Below are 17,556 nucleotides of genomic sequence, written 5' to 3' on the forward strand. Positions count from 1 at the left end.
GCCCCTGCTTCAACCCACAACCGGGCTCACCGTCGAACGACTGTCGGAGCCAGAAGAACTCGGTGCGCTGGTACCCGAAAGCCTTGCTGCAGACATGGCGGGCTACTTAAGGCCGTGCGCGGCGGCAATGTGTGGTCTCCGAGCGAGAAGGGCTTCCAGCCGGCTGTCAGGCCACAGTTCGATGTAGGGCGCGTTGCCCTCCGAGTTGTGCCGTTCCGCCCAGGACACTGCGTCAGCAGTGAAACGGCCGCTAGTGGCCAGGACAATCCCTCGCACGAGCGGCGGCCCCCACAGCTTGCCCGCCGTTGCAGTCTCGCTGACGGCAACAGCGTTCACCGAACGACTCCGCCAGTGTTTTGCCTGAACGATGACGCGTTCCGTACGGACACCGCCGGTACCGTCGCGAAGGACGCGGTCCATGGATAGGTCACGCCCGCGGTCGGGAGCGCGAGTTTGCATCAGCCACTCGACATTCTGATGCTCGGGAATGTCTCGCAGCAGGTCATAGAGAAGCCGTTCGAAGCCATCGTCGTCCAGCCGCTCCCACGGCAGTGCCAACGTCGCCGCCCCCGTGAGATTGCCAGAAGCTGCCTGCCCAAGGTCGATGTCCGGGACGGGTAGCGGGTCACTGTCACCTAGCGCCTTGGCCTCGATGCCGGCGCGTACGGCGGGCCAATCGAGCTCGGTGATGTCGCGCCAATCCTGGCCCTGACTGAACCGCATATGCCGATGCAGATCCCACCACCGATCGATGTTCTCAGCGTCTTCACCCAGGAGCCTGGCGATCTCTCCAATCGCCGTCTCGATCTTCTCAGTCTGTTCGTTCTCTAGGCGCTCCATGGAGTCCCGCGCCGTACCTCCCAAGGCGAGAGGGAGAACGGCGTCAACCGTAGAGACAAGCTGATCCAATCGACCTCGTGCGGCGCGTCGGCGAGCCCGGTCCAGCCGGTATCGATAGGCAGCAATGTCCGCTCCCGGCTTGTCCCCAGCAGCATGCACAGCGGTTGGCGGCACGCCGATGTCGAGGCAGTCGATGAAGGCTTGACCTAGGTCGTTGATGTCCGGAAGCGGGTCGGTGATCGTCCAACCGTCGATTTGCGGGAGCCCGGGGAGTAGGTCCGCCCAGGCCTCCCTGAGGCCGTCGTACTGAACATCCGAGCCGAGTTGCGGGCCGGTTGGGATGAACGGCTTTGCCCTCTCCCATACGCTGTCCAGTTTCTTCAGGTTGGCCGCCGTGCGGTCCATGGCGCGAAGAAGCTCCTCCAGTTCCATGCGCACAGACTCGCACTGCACACCGTGAGAGCGGGAGGGTTTTCCGCATCAGTTCAAGTCCCTGGTTTCCCTGGAGGCCGCACGCCAGCGGCCCACGTACCTTCTTCGGCTACTGACGCCACCCGGCGTTGCTTGAGTCGCTCAGGCACCGACCCAGGTGAGGCACGATCACTGAACGTAGCTTAATCGTTACTTATTGCGATCTGGTCAGATTAACGCACATCTAGCCGAGCCGACCACGATGGCCGATCTGATCAACGCCTCCGCGCGGGTCGCAGGCAGCCAGGTCGAGGTCGTTCCGGTGCTCGCCGTAGCGGTGCCACCCTTCTTCCCGCTGATCCGCCCCGAATCGATGTGGTCGACGCAGCAGCGCAGCCCGTATCGCGCCCGAGCCGCCGGTATCCCAGCGACTCCGTTGGCGTTGACTGCCACTGACATGCTGGCCCGGGACCGCGAGCGCGGCGAACCACCGCTGGGGCACGGGCTGTCGTCAGAAGCAGAGGCGAAACTGCTCGCTGGAACCTGATCGCCAGAGCGGGCCAGAGCTACCCAGTCACATCACAATCTACGGCTGGAGTACTAGCTCAGATATCTCAACGTTCATAGGCCCCAACGACCTCTGACCTGGAGTTGTCGGGTATGACAGGACCGAGGACCGGACGGTATGCACTATACGCACATACAGCCCCAAGCCTACCAACCAGGTCCGGGGCTATTCCCTGTCCCCGAAGGCGGAAGTGGTGGGTCGTTTTTAAAGCTTTTCATCCTTCACCGCTGAAAGAATGCGCCGCTGACCCGAGCTACGGATATCGGCTTCCCACTGCGGGTAGTCATTGCCGTCGATCATGCGCCTGGTGGAGGTTATTTTCCCATATAGCCGGTCGAACTCTCGCTGGAAGGCGGGCTCGGAAACGATCAGGACATGAACTATCTCCGCCAAGTGGTCAATTATCTCACCCCGACGCGAGATGGCGAGATAATTCATCGGATCCGCAGCTCGCCCTTTGAATTGCGTCTCCAGATTGTTGAGTTCCCAAATCCATTGGCCGTGCGCGATCTTATTTCGGCCTTCGATGATCGGCTTTAGGTCATCGTCCAGCATCTCGGCAATAATCTCATGGCGTGAAATTACTGTCGGATCTACGCCTGAATCTCGAATTTCCAGATGCATCGGAACCGCATATTGCCGACGAAAAGCAAAATCTACGGCCGACTTCCATCGGTCGATTTGAGATTTCGAGCTGGCGATCAGTTTGCGCTCGCGCTCATTAAAGCCCTGGGGGTCGTGAGTAATCTTCCTAAGTCGAGCTTCAGCGATCATTCCGACCATCAGAGAGTGCATTCGCCTAGAGAAGGCGACCCCAGGCGCATCTCCCTGCCTGATCATCTGTTTGTGTATGCGCTCAGCCTGACGGAGACCTGAGACTAGAGTGCCGAGGTTCTGAGAATGCTTGCGAAATGGGTGATCTGTCGGAAGTTTTGGATAGCCACTTTGACCATTCTGCATACGAAGCGTTTCCCCGACCTCTTGACTCACGAACACCGAGAACAACAGAGTTTAAGCTGTTGATCTTGGTGCCCGGGAGTCGAACCCGGTGAACTCTGCACGAGGCAGAGCGCGCTCCGTGCGCCCACACCCATGCTGATCATAGCAGCGGCATGCTGGCCGGGTCAGCCGTATCGCAGTTGTCGATCTTGGAAAGCCCTGCAACCACGCAACGCCAGCATGAGGGTTGCGGAAGTAGTCGCCGGCTTCTCAAGCTGCCGACACGAGCGAAGGCCGCCCTCAATCGCCTCGTTGAGGCGATACTGGCCTTGCTGAGTCCCTAATGTGCGACCATGACTGAGAAGCCGTTCACCAGCCGTGTGCAGCATCTGTTCAAGCACATCACCTACGAGCAGATGGCAGAAGAGTCATGTGGCACGCGAAGCGCCTCCTGGTGGCGTCATGTGCAGCTTGAGCAAACCGACCGGTTCAACCCGCCGCCGCCGAAGGACCTGCCTGGTATCGCGAAGCTCTTCGGTACGACGGAAGAGCAGGTTGCGGCGATGATCGCTAACGAGTTCTACGGAATCACCCGGTTCCCCAACCCGCGTTCGGAGCGAGAGCGCCGCTTCGCCGAAGACCTTAATGCCTTGTCAGAGGAGGATGCGGACCTCGTGCTGAGGCTGGTGAAGAGACTGATCCACAAAGCTGATGCCGAGCCGAACGGACAAGCGAGTTGAGGCAGCGTCCTTGACGCTGCGGGGTGCGTGCCAGAACCGTGCCAGATCCTGCGGGGAACCACGGTGAGTGGCGGAAAACAATTCGTCCGCCAAGCAAGGCCCGTAGCCGCTTCGCTACAGGTCAGTCTCCCAACCACTCGCAGACAACCCAAGCTTCCCAAGCTGAGAGCGCGAGTTCGATTCTCGTCACCCGCTCCAGCAGAAACCCCCAGGCCAGAGGCCCGGGGGTTCTTTGTTGTCTAGACCGGTGAGCGGGTGCCGCACCACTAGCGCACCATTAGCCCGCTGATGACTCCTGCTCGTGGTGCGGGCCAGCGCCTTTGTGGTGCTTCGCACGCTCAGAGCGCACCATGTCGTCCAGCCCGGCGGCGACCTCCCGTTGCCGCTCGTCGTCGGAGTGCTGGTAGATCATCGCGGCCTTCTCGGAGGACTGGCCGGCGCGGACCATCGTGTCCTTGAGGGTGGCGCCGGATCGGGTCGAGAGGGTGTGTCCGGTGTGACGAAGGTCGTAGAAGCGGAAGCCGTCCGGGAGGCCGACGACCGCGCGTGCGTGGCGCCACTTCCGACCGAAGGACGTGCGCCGGAATGCCGCTCCCTTCTCGCCGATGAAGAGAAGACCATCGGGCCCTTTCTCTGCGTACCAGTCGAGGTGCCGCCTCAGATCCTTGTGGAGGAAGGCCGGGAGGACGACCGTACGGACGCCCGCATCGGTCTTGGTCTCGCCGGGAGCCCGTTTGCCGTTGGTCCGCTCGGGCTCGGCGACGCGGACGCGGATCAGCAGGTTGTCGAGGTCGACATCTCGGCGGCGAAGGCCGGCGAGTTCCTCGGGCCGCATCGGACCGTACGCGCCGAGGTAGACCATGAGGCGCCAGCGGATCCCGATCGCGTTGGCGAGGGCGTCGACCTGGGCGACGGTCGCGATACGACGCTCTGCGGCCGACTCCTTGCCCGCGCCCTTGATCCTGCACGGGTTGCGGCTGATCAGTTCGTCGTCGACGGCGGTTTCCATGATGGCTTTGACGAGCCGGTACGCCTTGGCGACGGTCGTCTTTGCACCGGTCGCCCGCAGTCGCTCAGTGCGCCACTCACGGACGCGAGGGGCAGTGATCTCGTCCAGGTCAAGGTCGGCGAAGGCCGGGAAGATGTGGACCCTGAGGAGGTCGTAGTCCGATGATGCGAGCACCGCACCACAAGCGCACCAGTTCGGGCGGGGAACAGCGGGGAACCACGGGGAATGAGGCCGATCCGAACGGGGCCTTCTTCGCCCGTTCGCCCAGGTCAGTGCATGAACAAGCCGCAAATGACCGCAGCTTCCCAAGCTGAGAGCGCGAGTTCGGTTCTCGTCACCCGCTCCATGGAGAAGGCCCAGGTCAGAGACCTTGGCCCCTTCTGCTTGTCGAGCGTGGGCTCAACTCCAGGCCTCTGGCGGCAAGCGTCTCAGGCGACGGTGTACTCAGCATCCCCGAAGTCTGCGACTACGCGCAGTCGACCGCCGAGCGCCTCCACGTACGCCCGGAGGGTCGCGACCTCCGCGCGATCCAGCTCGCCGTGCTCGATCGCGGAGACCCGAGGTGCTGAGACCCCCATCGACGCGGCCACTTGGCGCTGAGTCAGCGCCTGTTCACGCCTGACCTCCGCGAGCTTGTGAGCACGCACTTCGGCTGTCAACCGGTCCATGGCCGCTTGCTTCTCCTGAGCTGACCGTACCGGCAACCCAGCGGCCGCACGCCGCTCGCGCGCCTTGCGTTTGGTTTCCTCCCAGTTGACGGTGCTCATTCGTACTCCCTGGTTTGAAGATCTGCCAGATGCGTCCGGTACCGCTCCTCAGCAAGCGGAATGTTGGTGTCGTACCAGCGCTGCCAGTTCCCGGCCTTGTCACCGGCCACCAGCAACACGGCCCGGCGTACCGGATCGAAGGCGAAGAGGATGCGGATCTCGCTGCTCCCGGATGACCCTGGCCTCAACTCCTTCAGGTGATGATTCTCAGCACCCTTGATCCGATCGACCAGCGGGCGGCCGAGCGTTGGGCCCGTGGACGCCAGCATGTCGATAGCGTCTTCTACCTGTTCAGCGCTGTCCCAGTCCGCTTCGGCCAGTGCCTCGAACCACGCCGCGACCTCCCCGACAAGGACCACCTCCCATTGAGCCACGGCCATCATGTTAATGCAAGCGTTAACCTCGCCTGTATTGACAAGACCGGAGCGGAGCACACCACAACCGCACCAGATCGAGCGGGGTACAGCGGGGAAGCACGGTGAAAGCACCGGGCTGCATCACCATCGTTCGCCGAGGTCAGCCGCCTAACCGCCCTCAAATGATCGCAGCCTCCCAAGATGAGAGCGCGAGTTCGGTTCTCGTCACCCGCTCCATATGAAACCCCCAGGGCAATGACCCGGGGGTGCTTTGTTGTCCGGACCGGTGCGCGGGGCGCGCGCGGGTTCGTCGTTGGGAGGAGGTACCCGGTGGTCGCCGCCGGGCCGTCGGGCACATCCGGCGCGCGGCGTGGGCGTTCGACGAACTCCTCGAAGTCCGTTGGCCAACCAGTGCGTTGGGGAGGCACCGTGACCTTCTCGTCCCTCCGACCCCCTGCAACCCGCGAGCCGTCGAACCGTTAGACACGCGTCTTCCCCTGATCCCGTACATCACCCAGGGAAGGGTGAGGACGCGGCGCCGGACAATCTCGTCGTCGCGCGGCACTCCTCCGGCCCGAGGCTGTACTACGCCGACGAGGGCCCCCGGGACCGAGACCCACGGGGTGTGCTTGGGCCCGGTGCGGAGGGAATCCCGCCGACGCCCACGGCCGGATCACCGGTGAGCCTCAGTGGAAGCTGATGCACCCCCAGCGGCAGATGGTGCGCATGCGGACGCTCACCTGCCAGGTCTGCACCCGTTTCGCCCGCACACCGCTCGGCCCGCCAGCGCCACCCTGACCCGGCTCGCACCGGCCCCTGTCCCGGTCACCGTCGGCCTGGGCTCAGCGGCGAACTGGACGTCGCCGAGTCCGCCGGGGCAGCTGCTCGGCCGACGACGGCCAGCCCTACCAGAACGTCCTCCCATCCGGCACGCAACCGCGGCGGTACGCCGGCCAGGACCAGCCCATCGCACATCGCCACGTTCATCGCCAACCAATCACGGCCCGGTCTTCGTCAAGGGCACTCACACCGACCGTCCTCCGGCCCGGTCACACCCAGCGCCGCGAAGCCGCGATCGGCCCCCGTCTCCCCCGCGCCCCCGATTCCCCCGATGTCTCCCTCCTCGCGGATCGCGCGCAGGAGGGGGCGCCTTGTTCTCCAGTGCCCCGTGTCGTCTGGTCGAGGACGAAGACCGGGGAAGGCCGCACGTCACTCGGGGATTCGGCGAGGCGGTGAATGCCGTGGCGGGACGCGGCGGGCAAGGCGTCCAGAAAGAGGGCGCCCGCGAGCAGACCGGCGCTGCCCCGGGGACTCCAGCCGCGTTCGTTCAGGTCGGCGTCGAAGGCGGCGAGTGCTTCGGTGCCTGCGGCGGTCGCCATGCCGCCGACGTCGAGGACGGCGCGGGCACCGGCATGTACGTGGCGCAAGCCGAACGGTCCGGCGACATAGAGCAGTTCGCTGTCGCGGAGAGTCGAGATCACGGTCAGGAGGGCGTCGAGGCGGGCTTGTTCCTCGGTGGCGCCTGCCCTCCGGGACGCGGCCAGCGCCTTGAGGGCACGGCGCACGTGAGGGAAGCCCGCGCATGCTTCGCCGCGTGCGCCGGCCGCGCCGTATTTCACCGACATCGCCGAACCGCGTGTCGCCCTTCGGGGTGCCTTGGAGTCGGAGTGCGCGACGATCCGGCCGGCGGTCCTGGCGACGCCGTCGCCTTGTGCGGACGGATCGAGCGCGGCTCCCGCGACCAGCAGGCCAAGTGTCCACAGAGCACCTCGGTGACCGCCGCCCGCCAGCCGGAGGGAGTGCTCGGTGCACCGGCCTATCGCCCCGAGTTCAGCGCGCAGCAGGGCGGTGGGCTGCCCGGTGCGGCGGGCAGCGGCGGCCATCGCCGTGAGGCCGGGCACCAGGGCCTTCGCCGACCAGCGCAGGGCCTGGTGGTCTGTACGGGTGGTGCGTGCCTCAAGATCACGGGTGTCGGGCAGTCCGGGCTTGGGGGTCAGGGTCAGCTGTGCCGTCAGGGCGGACAGAGCGGTTTGCGCCAGTTCGATGTCGCGATGGTCGGTCATGGCAGCCTGCTGGGGAGAAACGGGTGGGGTCGGCCGAAGCGTGTGCGGGCGTCGGCGCCCCGGGGGGGCTGGGGCATTGGGGAGGGGCTGAGGCACTGGAGAGGGCTCGGGCCCTGTGGCGGCTGGCGACGTGTGGAAGCTGGGGTCCTGTGGAGGCTGGGGCCCTGTGGCGGCTGGGGCGTTGCAGAGGGCTCTCGACGGTGCACGACATGGTCAGCGACGAGGAACGCGGCCACTACGCCTCGCTCGGGGTCGCCGCCGAGATGTCCGCGCACCTCTTCGACGCGGAGGGCCGCCGGGTCGGCCGGGACCTGGGGGAGCGGTGCATCACGGTCAAGGCCGACCAGCTGCGCCGGGTGCCCCGAGGTCGTCGCGATCGCGGGCGGGCAGCGCAAGGCGGCGGCAATCGACGCGGTGCTGCACTGTGGGAGCTGGCGCCCCGTGGGGCGGGGACACTGGAGGACTGGGGCACTTTGGCGGCTGGGGCCCTGTGGCGGCTGGCGCCCTATGGGGGCTGAGGCACTGGAGAGGGCTCGGGCCCTGTGGCGGCTGGGGCCCTGTGGGAGCTGGGGTCCTGTGGAGGCTGGGGCACTGGGCGGTGGCAGGAGCGCGCGCAGAGGGGCGGCGCAGGGCTGCCGAGGGGATCAGCCGTCCCGCCCGGTCGCCCGGCGCGGCCCGTCGGTTCCCTGTGCCGTTCTCGCGCGGCTCCTGTCACCCGTCACGGGCCGCTGGGCCCCGCGGACAGCCGAGGTGTTGTCCTACGACGACGCTGACGGCGAGGCCGGTATACCGGGCACGGTGGCGTCGTCGCCGTCATGGGTGGCCTCCGGATCCACGCCGACCGTGATCGACGCGGCGACACCCTTGGCGATCTTCTTCTTGTCGTACCGAAGGGTGAGCAGGCCGCCCGTGGCGCCGCTCTGGTCGTAGATGATGTCCTCGGTGAGGGTGGTGCGGGTGACGGTGCTGGTCGAGTACGGCTTCAGCTCGGCGGCGGCGAGGACGGCCTCCTCCTCGAAGTAGAACTGGCCGGTGTGGCAGGTGTGTCCGCCCTCATAGCCGTTCTTGGTCCACTTCCCGTCCACATGCACCTTGGTGTGGATGTGCACGGCCCGGCCCTGGTACCAGCCCGGGAAGATGGTGGTGAAGCGCGCCTTGCCCTGGTGGTCGGTGCGCCAGGTGCCGCGCAGATAGCGCTTGTCGTCGGTGGGTTCCTGGTGCATGCCGGCGCCACCGCCGTCCGTCGGCACGGCGGTGGGAGTGCCCGTGGGGGTGCCGGAGGGCATGCCGCCGCCCAGGGACGAGCCGAGGGACTCATAACCGGAGTAGACGCCCAGCGCGTCGCAGTGCCAGATGTCGACCGCCGCGTTCCGCACCGGCTTGCACGTCTCGGAGTCGATCACCTTGATGGTGAGAACGGTCAGGGTGTGCGGCTTGCCGTCCGCGGGGACATCCTCCAGAGCGGTTCGCTGTGCGGTGGAGAGGGGCCGCTGATGTCCGTCGTCCGCGACCACCGCGGCGGCGACGACGTCACCGTCCGCGTCGAGACGAGCCGCGAGGGTTCCGGCGGTCTGACCACGGATCCTGAGAAAACCGAGGTTCCGGGTGTCGCCGGCGTACTGATCGAGGGCTCCCTGGCTTCGTTCAGCGGCTTCGGTGACCCGCTCGTCCAGGTCTCGCATCAGAAAGTCCCGCTGGACGATCGCGGTGGCCGCGGCCATGGCACCGCAGACGAGAACGAGCATCACGGACAGGAAGACGACCAGCCGCGTCCGCAGAGACCGGCCGCGTGGGACGAGGGTTCCGCGTACGCCGGTCACGGCGCCACGGGATGCCCGTCCTCCGCGGGCCGGATCGTATAGCCGAGTCCGCGCACCGTGTGGATCATCGGAGCCCGCCCCTTGTCGATCTTGGAGCGCAGGCTGTAGATGTACACCTCGATCAGATTGCCCTCGCCATCGAAGGAACTGTTCCAGATCCGGTCGAGAAGTTGTGCCTTGCTGAACACCTGCCGGGGCCGGCCCATGAGGAACCACAGCAGGTCGAACTCTTTGGTGGTGAGCCTGACAGGCGTGCTGCCGCGCCACGCCTCACGGCTGCTCTCGGACAGCACCAGATCGCCCAACCGCCGGACGGACTCGGGTACGGCGGTCTTCGCGGTTCCGGCACCGGTGCCGACGCGACGCAGCAACCCTCGCAGCCGCAGCATCACCTCTTCCAGGGCGAACGGTTTCGTCACATAGTCGTCGGCTCCCGCCGACAGCCCCTCCAAACGGTGGGCGAGCGCGTCGCGGGCGGTCAGCATGAGAATGGGCAACCGCGTGTTCTCGGACCGCAGTCGGCGCAGTACGTGCAGACCGTCGAGATCGGGAAGCATCCAGTCCAGGACCACGGCGTGCGGCGCGCAGTCGCGCGCGAGCCGGATGGCCTTGTGCCCGCCGCCGGCGACGTACGGCTGCCATCCGGCGTCGGCGACAGCGGCGGACAGCAGCGCCGAGAGCTCCGGCTCGTCATCAACGATCAGCACTCGCACGGTGTTGTCCCGGGTGACATCTTGCCCATGCATGGCCTCATCGTCCGTCCCGAAGCTGTGGCACACCTGTGAGCTTCGGCCTCACAGTCTCCAGGGGAGACTGTTCTTCGGTGGCCTGGGCCACATAGTGCGAACATGGTGCTCAAGTCGCGTCACTTGGGCGGCAGTTGGCACGAGCCTTGGACAACGCCTCTTCATGGGCATCGACGGGGAGAGCGTGCGCCATGGCGGCGACCTGGGTGGTCCCGCTCCGCTGTCGCCCTGCGTTCGTCAACCGCCGGCCGGGCTACGGGGCGCAGACACGTCTCACCGGTCGACGTAGCTGAGATCGCCTACGGTCCATGCGCTGACGTCCTTGATCGCGACTCGGTACATGCCGCCCGTCTCCGGGATGCCGAGGCTTCCCTGGAGGATCCGGGCGAGATGAAAGTGCAGATGCGTGGGCGCCTCGCCACTGCCGGGCCGGCTCCCTCGCGGGCCGCGGGTGAAGACGTCCGAGAACGGGCCGAGACGATCCGAGCCCTTGAGGACCTCCGCCACCCGCTCTCTCCACACGGCCTCGGGCGCCAGCCGGCCGGTGATGACGGCGCCGCCGACGACCACGGTCAGCGACATCTGATTGCTTCGCTCGGACTCCACCGCGGCGGAGATGGCGACGAGCAGCTCATCAGGGTTCGACATGACAGCAGAGCTTATGCGCCCCGTCGGTACCCGGACCGCCCGCAGGGCTGAAGCGGTTTGCGCGGGCGGCGGGAGGCCGGCTTCCGGCACCCGGTAAGGGCCGTTCACGGCAAAGTTTCTTCCTCCGCCGGAAGGGTGAAATCTGCGCTTGCCGGAGCAGGGTTTCGTATCTGTCGTGGGTACGGTCTTCTTCGTAGACACGGTCGAAGGAGACCCGCCAGACACGAACTGGCGGGTGGCTGAATGCGAAGTATGCAGGTCAGTGCGGCTGTCGAGCCTCGAAGCCACAGTGTTTTCAGAACGGTGACGGGACTGACAGCCGCACTGGGCGGCTCGCACGTCGAGAAGCCGCCGACAGCGGTACCTGTTCATTCAGTGGTTGGTCCAGGAAGGGATGGTGGTCCCCGGTCACGCAGTTGCGATCCCCCGCTCCGCCCTGCCGGGCCGGTAGCGGAAACAGAAGGTCGGCACAGCAGTAGGGCCGACAGATGGTGTTGACATCCCCTTCGGGGCCCCGGTGCCGTACGGCGCCGGGGCCCCTCGACGCGTTGCACAACGAGGTGACATGACATCGGACAGCCCTCTGAACGACCGTCTGGACGACGACGACTACCCCGCGTACACGATGGGCCGGGCGGCCGAGATGCTCGGCACCACCCCGGCCTTCCTCCGAGCGATCGGTGAGGCCCGTCTGATCACTCCGCTCCGCTCGGAGGGAGGACATCGCCGGTACTCCCGCTACCAACTGCGGATCGCCGCGCGCGCCCGCGAACTCGTCGACAAGGGGACCCCGATCGAGGCCGCGTGCCGCATCGTCATCCTGGAGGACCAGCTTGAGGAAGCACAGCGCATCAACGCCGAGCCGCCACGCTTCCGTCGGCGCGACTCGCTCCGGTCGACGACATGGCAGCGTGGCTGAGGCCGGTGGGGTGCGTCGAGGCACACGCGTACATGGTCGGTCGACGCACCCGCCACCGTGACCGACTGTCGTCGGCTCAGGCCCAGTCGGCCGGGGGCCCACTCAGTCGGATGCCCGGTGCGGCTGTCGCTCCTCGCCGTTCAGAGCGTCGCTGATCTCCCGCAGGCGACCCTCCGGCAGAGCGAAGGCGTTGCAGGGGTTTCGGTAGGAGTGCCCGCCGTCGTTGATCGGTCATGAACAGGGCAAATGCTAGGATCCGGCCACTTGCTTGGGGGGATGTCTGAACGGCATGTGTGCCGCGTCCATGGCCTGGGGCTCGGGCGGCGTACGCACAGGTCTCTCCCGGCTTTCGCCTACCGTTCCCGGAGAGGTCCTGCATGGGCAGACGTGCGCTCGTACGAGGCGCCACCGCCGCCGCCGTGTCCTTCACACTGGCTCTCGGCCTCGGCCCGCTGACGGTCGGCAGCGCGCACGGGGAAACGGCCACCGGTGAGGTGACCGTGCCGGCCACCGCGGCCCTGCTTCCCCAGACGAGTCTGCTGAGCGCGGGGCCCTCGGGGTTCCTCCGTTACGAGAGCGGGCGCGGCCGGTTGTGGACGACGTACGACGGCGTCGACACGGTCGTCGACGGGTCCGCGACGGCCGGGACCGAGGTCACCGGTGCCGGCGCGGGCTCGGACGTCGTCGCCCGCTACGACGGCTCCGCCAGGACCGTGACGCTGCGCGACATGACGTCCGGCCGGGTCAGCGAGGTCGCGCTCCCGGACGGGCAGGCGTACTTCAGCACCCTCGGGTCGACGGTCGTCACGACCGCGGGGACCCCGGGCACCGACGCCGTGTGGCATCTGCTGGACGTCCGGGACGACGGCTCCGTCGCCGACCGCACGGTGGAAGGCGTACCCTCCGGCGTCTATCTGTCGTCCCCCTCGTCGCTGGGTGACGCGCACGGACAGGTCGTGCGGTACCGCAAGGGCGACGACGACTTCACCGGCTGGCTCGATGTCGAGCAGGGGCGCCTGACGACGCTGCCGTACGCCGTGCGGTCATGGTACTCCCTTGTCGCGCTCAGCTCCACCCACCTGGTGTGGTGGTACGACGGCACTTTGCACATCGCCTCCCGCAAGGACCTGACCGCCGCCCCGCGGACCATGCCGCTCGCCGACGTCGGGCAGGTGCTGGGCCTGGTCGGTGACACCGTCGTCGTGTCGCGGTACGACTCCTCGCTGGGCCGCTACGACACCGGCCTCCCGGTCTGGCGGGTCGACGCCGTCCCCCTCGACGGCTCCGCGCCGCGGACGCTTCTGGCGAGGACGTCCCGGCAGGCCGTGCCGACTCCGGACGGCGGGCTCCTGGTGCCGGGCGGCGCCGGCACCGACCAATGGGGTGTCTCCCTCGTCGAGCCGGCCGAAGGCGGCGGGGTCACCGTGCGCAGGGTCGCGGACGCATATCCCCGGACGACCGTCCACAGCGTCTCCCAACTGACGCTCACCCAGGGCCGGTTGACCACCGTGGAGAAGGACCCCGAGGGGGAGTGGACGTATCTCCACACCCGTGAGACCGGCGCGACCGGCTCCCCCACGGTGGGGGCACGCACCACCCGGGGCCGTATCGCGCCGGAGAACTACGCGCAGGGCGGCCCGCGCCTCCTCGACACCGGTGACGGCCGGACCGTCATCTCGGGTTACGGCACGAGCACCGCCCAGCAGCCCTACGTCCTCGGGCCCACCCAGTCGCTGCCCGGCACCCGGATCGACAGCTCCCGCGTCTACCGGTCCGCGACCGCCGCCAGTGGCCGTTTCGCCGCCCTGACCAGGCCGTGGGCCAGCGACGGAACGGCGGAGACCCGGGTCGTCGACCTCGACTCCGGGCGTACGGTGTTCACGACGACGGACGGCGTGCGGGCGCTGTGGGGCACCACCTTGTGGGTGATGTCCGGCAACGACACCGCGGTCCCCGTCGACGTGCTGACCGGGCGGCGGGGCGAGCCGGTGTGGTTCGGAAACGGCTGTCTGCTGAACGACTTCCAGGCGGTCGGCCGCTGGCTGCTGTGGAACTGTGTGCCGCAACGACGTGCTCGTCCGGTTCAGCAGCGGCGCCCTGCGCGCCTACCGGCCCGCGTGCGGGGCGGCGGTGACGCCTTCCACCGCGTACACCTCGTTGGGCACGGGCTGGAACCAGTACGACATGCTGACCTCGCCCGGGGACATCAGCGGTGACGGCCGGGCCGACCTGGTCGCCCGCCAGTCCTCGACCGGCGACGTCTACCTCTACAAGGCGACGAGCACGGGCAAGCTCTCCGCCAGGGTGAAGATCGCGTCCAGGTGGACGGGTTACAGGAAGATCGTGGGCGCAGGTGACCTCAACGGCGACGGCTACGGCGACCTGCTGGCGCAGGACAAGTCGAACGAGCTGTGGCGCTACGACGGCACCGCGACCGGCAAGTTCAAGAGCCGGGTGAAGGTCTTCGACGACTGGGGCCCGTCGTACAACGTGATCGTGGGTGTGGGCGACATCACCGGCGACGGCAGAGCTGACATCGTCTCCCGCGACAGCTCCGGCACCGTCTGGCGCAACAACGGCAACGGCAAGGGCTCCTTCGGCGGCCGTACGAAGATCGCCACCGGCTGGCAGGGCTACAAGGCCCTGTTCTGACCGGCCCTCACACATCCCCACGGGCCCGGACGACACGGATCGTCCGGGCCCGTCCCGTGCGCCGGGCCTCGTCGGCCACCGGTCCTCCGGAGACCGGGCGTGCCCGAGCCGAACCCGTACGCGGGTCGCCGGCGTCGGAGCCGTGCAGGTGCGGCGGATCCGCTCGGGGTGGGGCCGGTGGTGCTTCTGGCGGTTGCCGGGCTGCGGGACGTGGTGTTTCCCTACGCTGGGTTTGCGGTACAAGTGGGTTCGCGGGCCGAGAGGTTGAGGATGAGTGCGGAGATCGTTCAGTTCATGGGGCAGGCGGGTCCGTATCTGACGGCGGCCCTGGGTGCCTATGGCACAGGGGTGTTGACCCGGGCCGAGGACGCCGCGGTCGAGGCGACGGCGAACGTGGGGCGGCGCATGCTGCGAGCGGTGTGGCGCAGCCGCGACGAGCAGGGGCGCGCCGAGCTGGAGACGGCCGTCCAGGACGCGGCCGAGGAAGCCGGCGATGCCGAGGCCGCGGACGCGGCTGCCGCGCTGCGCCGGCAGATCAGGCGGACGGTACGCGAGGACGCCGGGTTGCTGCGGGAACTCGCCGCGCTGCTGCCCGCCGGCGGGCCGGTGACGGTGACGGCGTCGGGTGAGCGGTCCATCGCGGCCCGGACGATCGGTACCGCCGTCACCGGTGACAACACCAGGCTCGGGCCGTGAGCGGCCCCCAGCCGGTGCCGCCGGGCGGACCACAGGCTTCGGGGCCGCGATCGGTCGCGGCCGCCGGCGGCATCGAGGTGGCGATCACCGGCGACGGCGCCCGCGTGGTGATGCTTCCGCCGGAGGCCGTGCGCTGGGCGCGGGAGGTGAGCGCACCGCCCGGGGCGGCGAACCTGCCCGGATCGGCGTCCGGGGTGTTCGTGGGCCGCGGCCGGGAACTGGCGCGGCTGCGGGAGCTGCTGGCCCGCGAGGGCGACGCCGCGGTGACCCCGCCCTCGTCCCGGACCCGGGCCGTCCACGGGCTCGGCGGGGTCGGGAAAAGCTCCCTCGCGCTGCGCTACGCCCACGCGTACCGGAGCGAGTACACACTCGTGTGGTGGATCACCGCCGAGTCCGCCGAGCAGATCACCACGGGTCTGGCCGCCCTGGCGCTACGGCTGTGCCCGCACTGGGCGGCGGCGGTGGGCGTGCCGGAACGGGCGGCGTGGGCGATCCTCTGGCTGCAATGGCATCCGGGCTGGCTGCTCGTCTTCGACAACGTGGAGGACCCGAAGGACCTGCGCCATTGCCTCGGGGCGCTGCCCGACGGCCATCACCTGGCCACCAGCCGCAAGGCGACGGGCTGGCACGGCATCGCCCCGACCATGGCCCTGGGCCTGCTCGAACCGGACGCCTCCGCGGACCTGCTGTGCGCCCTCGCCCTCGGGCCGGAGCGGCCACCCACTGCGGACCAGCGCCACCAGGCCGAGGATCTGGCCGCGGAACTCGGGTATCTGCCGCTTGCGTTGGAGCAGGCAGGCGCCTATCTGCACCAGACCGGCACCGAACTGGGCTCATACCGGCGGCTGTTGGGCCGGGTCGTCGACAGGGCGGCGGACGGCACGGATCCGGAACGTACGATCGCCCGCGTCTGGAACCACACGCTGAGCGCCGTCGAAGGCCGTGACCCGCTGGCCGTCCGGTTGCTCCACACGATCGCGTGGCTGGCGCCCGACGACATCCCCCGGACGCTCCTCGCTACGGTGGCCCCCGACCCGGTCGCACTGGGCGACGCGCTGGGCGTACTGCACGCCTACAACATGATCGCCTTCACCGCCGACCGCCAGGGCCTCACCGTGCACCGCCTGGTGCAGACCGTGCTGCGCATCCGAGCCACCGCCGAATCCCACCCCGCGGTCCGGGGCCGGCAGGAGGCCGAACAGGGCCTGTGCCATGCCATGGCCGACGCGGACCGCGTGGCACCGGAGCGGGACGCGCGATGGGAACGCCTCCTCCCCCACGTCTTCGCCCTGGCCGAATCCGCGCCGCCCGACCGCCCGCTTTCACCCCAACTGGCCGACCTGTACCAGGACGCCGCCCACTGCCTTGACCGACAGGGCCGGAACGCCGACTCCGTCCCCCTGCGCACCGTCGTCGTCGCGCAACGCGAACGGGCCCTGGGCGACACCCACCCCGACACCCTGACCAGCCGCAACAACCTCGCCCGCGCCTACGAGGACGCGGGGGATCTGGGGCGGGCCATCCCGATGTTCGAGGCCACCCTCGCCCAGCGCGAACGGGTACTGGGCGACGAGGACCCCGCCACCCTGCGCAGCCGCAACAACCTGGCCCTCGCCTACAGCGAGGCAGGGCAGGTGGAGCGGGCCGTCCCGATGTTCGAGGCCACCCTCGCCCAGCGCGAACGAGTGCTGGGCCCCACCCACCCCGCCACCCTGACCAGCCGGAACAATCTGGCGCTCGCCTACAAGAGGGCGGGCGACCTGGCGCGCGCCGTCCCGCTGTTCGAGACCACCCTCGCCCAGCGCGAACAGGTACTGGGCGACGCTCACCCCGAGACCCTGACCAGCCGGAACAACCTCGCCCGCGCCTACCGGGCGGCGGGTGACCTGACGCGCGCCATCACACTGTCCGAGACCGCCCTCGCACAGTCCGAGCGGGTGCTGGGCGACACCCACCGCGACACCTCGACCCTCCGTAACAGCCTCGCCGGCGCCTATGTGGCGGCGGGCGAGCCGGCGCGGGCCGTCCCGTTGTACGAGGCCACCCTCGCCCAGCGCGAACGACTGCTGGGCACCACCCACCCGGCCACCCTGCGCACCCGCGCCAATCTCGCCATCGCCTACGAGAAGTCGGGGGATCCGGCACGGGCCATGCCGCTGTACGAGTCCGCCGTCGCCGACTTGGAGCGGGTACTGGGGGACACCCACCCCGACACGGTGGCCGCCCGGAACAATCTCGCCGGTGCTCGCCGGAATGCCCAGGCGGTGCGGCAGTCAGGTGCTGCATTGGCGTCACCGGCGTCACCGGGTCGGCGGACTGCGCCTCCGGCCGCCGAGCCGAGCGTCCCGGATCGGTGTGACTATCACTCCAGGTGACTTCGCC

14 protein-coding genes and 3 pseudogenes are annotated in these 17,556 nt (G+C 68.3%); 8 read left to right on the top strand and 9 right to left on the bottom strand.

What is annotated here, in order from left to right; translation table 11 throughout:
• Window positions 1-102 precede the first annotated feature (102 nt).
• Window positions 103-1,272, bottom strand: coding sequence for a restriction endonuclease (locus tag ABT245_RS37330; RefSeq protein WP_351742923.1), 1,170 nt, complete (start codon window positions 1,270-1,272; stop codon window positions 103-105).
• A 241-nt stretch (window positions 1,273-1,513) separates the two neighbouring features.
• Here ABT245_RS37330 and ABT245_RS37335 point away from each other — a divergent pair, with 241 nt between their 5' ends.
• Window positions 1,514-1,798 (top strand): hypothetical protein, encoded by a 285-nt coding sequence (locus ABT245_RS37335; protein WP_351742925.1) that lies wholly within the window; start codon window positions 1,514-1,516, stop codon window positions 1,796-1,798.
• Between the two features lie 225 nt (window positions 1,799-2,023).
• Here ABT245_RS37335 and ABT245_RS37340 read toward each other — a convergent pair whose 3' ends face one another.
• Window positions 2,024-2,593: a hypothetical protein gene (locus ABT245_RS37340; protein WP_351742928.1), complete on the bottom strand. Its 570-nt coding sequence runs from the start codon at window positions 2,591-2,593 to the stop codon at window positions 2,024-2,026.
• A 518-nt stretch (window positions 2,594-3,111) separates the two neighbouring features.
• Between ABT245_RS37340 and ABT245_RS37345 the strand changes: the two genes are divergently transcribed.
• Window positions 3,112-3,498 carry a hypothetical protein gene (locus ABT245_RS37345; protein WP_351742931.1) on the top strand — a complete coding sequence of 129 codons (387 nt, stop codon included), beginning with the start codon at window positions 3,112-3,114 and terminating at the stop codon, window positions 3,496-3,498.
• A gap of 277 nt (window positions 3,499-3,775) precedes the next feature.
• Here ABT245_RS37345 and ABT245_RS37350 read toward each other — a convergent pair.
• The 4 genes and pseudogenes from ABT245_RS37350 to ABT245_RS37365 form a co-directional block, all read right to left on the bottom strand.
• A pseudogene (locus ABT245_RS37350) lies at window positions 3,776-4,657 on the bottom strand (tyrosine-type recombinase/integrase); the annotation flags it as partial.
• Window positions 4,658-4,935: 278 nt separating this feature from the next.
• Window positions 4,936-5,274 carry an XRE family transcriptional regulator gene (locus tag ABT245_RS37355; RefSeq protein WP_351742937.1) on the bottom strand — a complete coding sequence of 113 codons (339 nt, stop codon included), beginning with the start codon at window positions 5,272-5,274 and terminating at the stop codon, window positions 4,936-4,938.
• The gene (locus ABT245_RS37360; RefSeq protein ID WP_351742940.1) at window positions 5,271-5,657 is read right to left on the bottom strand and encodes a type II toxin-antitoxin system RelE/ParE family toxin; all 387 of its coding nucleotides are present in this window, start codon (window positions 5,655-5,657) and stop codon (window positions 5,271-5,273) included. Before ABT245_RS37360 ends, ABT245_RS37355 begins: the two co-directional genes overlap by 4 nt.
• Window positions 5,658-6,877: 1,220 nt before the next feature.
• Window positions 6,878-7,693 (bottom strand): annotated as a pseudogene (locus ABT245_RS37365) (triphosphoribosyl-dephospho-CoA synthase); the annotation flags it as partial.
• A gap of 188 nt (window positions 7,694-7,881) precedes the next feature.
• On the opposite strand from ABT245_RS37365, the pseudogene ABT245_RS37370 reads away from it, so the two are divergent.
• A pseudogene (locus tag ABT245_RS37370) lies at window positions 7,882-8,122 on the top strand (sugar-binding domain-containing protein); the annotation flags it as partial.
• A 329-nt stretch (window positions 8,123-8,451) separates the two neighbouring features.
• On the opposite strand, the gene ABT245_RS37375 reads toward ABT245_RS37370, so the two are convergent.
• The 3 genes from ABT245_RS37375 to ABT245_RS37385 form a co-directional block, all read right to left on the bottom strand.
• Window positions 8,452-9,513 (bottom strand): peptidase associated/transthyretin-like domain-containing protein, encoded by a 1,062-nt coding sequence (locus ABT245_RS37375; protein WP_351742943.1) that lies wholly within the window; start codon window positions 9,511-9,513, stop codon window positions 8,452-8,454.
• Window positions 9,510-10,259, bottom strand: coding sequence for a response regulator transcription factor (locus ABT245_RS37380; protein ID WP_351742946.1), 750 nt, complete (start codon window positions 10,257-10,259; stop codon window positions 9,510-9,512). The genes ABT245_RS37375 and ABT245_RS37380 overlap by 4 nt, the downstream gene beginning before the upstream one ends.
• Window positions 10,260-10,532: 273 nt before the next feature.
• Window positions 10,533-10,907: a GvpU-like protein gene (locus ABT245_RS37385; protein WP_351742949.1), complete on the bottom strand. Its 375-nt coding sequence runs from the start codon at window positions 10,905-10,907 to the stop codon at window positions 10,533-10,535.
• A 565-nt stretch (window positions 10,908-11,472) separates the two neighbouring features.
• On the opposite strand from ABT245_RS37385, the gene ABT245_RS37390 reads away from it, so the two are divergent.
• The 5 genes from ABT245_RS37390 to ABT245_RS37410 all read left to right on the top strand — a co-directional run bounded on the left by ABT245_RS37390 (window position 11,473) and on the right by ABT245_RS37410 (window position 17,549).
• Entirely contained in the window at window positions 11,473-11,826 is a 354-nt protein-coding gene (locus ABT245_RS37390; RefSeq protein ID WP_351742952.1) for a MerR family transcriptional regulator, read from the top strand.
• Window positions 11,827-12,203: 377 nt separating this feature from the next.
• Entirely contained in the window at window positions 12,204-14,042 is a 1,839-nt protein-coding gene (locus ABT245_RS37395; protein WP_351742955.1) for a hypothetical protein, read from the top strand.
• Complete coding sequence (locus ABT245_RS37400; RefSeq protein WP_351742958.1) at window positions 14,011-14,478, top strand: FG-GAP repeat domain-containing protein; 468 nt, start codon at window positions 14,011-14,013, stop codon at window positions 14,476-14,478. Before ABT245_RS37395 ends, ABT245_RS37400 begins: the two co-directional genes overlap by 32 nt.
• Before the next feature lie 270 nt (window positions 14,479-14,748).
• Window positions 14,749-15,174, top strand: a complete 426-nt coding sequence (locus ABT245_RS37405; protein WP_351742961.1) for a hypothetical protein — start codon at window positions 14,749-14,751, stop codon at window positions 15,172-15,174.
• Window positions 15,171-17,549: a tetratricopeptide repeat protein gene (locus ABT245_RS37410; RefSeq protein WP_351742964.1), complete on the top strand. Its 2,379-nt coding sequence runs from the start codon at window positions 15,171-15,173 to the stop codon at window positions 17,547-17,549. The genes ABT245_RS37405 and ABT245_RS37410 overlap by 4 nt, the downstream gene beginning before the upstream one ends.
• The last annotated feature ends 7 nt before the right edge of the window (window positions 17,550-17,556 follow it).

Source organism: Streptomyces sp. NPDC001508, assembly GCF_040298665.1.
Taxonomy (GTDB): Bacteria; Actinomycetota; Actinomycetes; order Streptomycetales; family Streptomycetaceae; genus Streptomyces.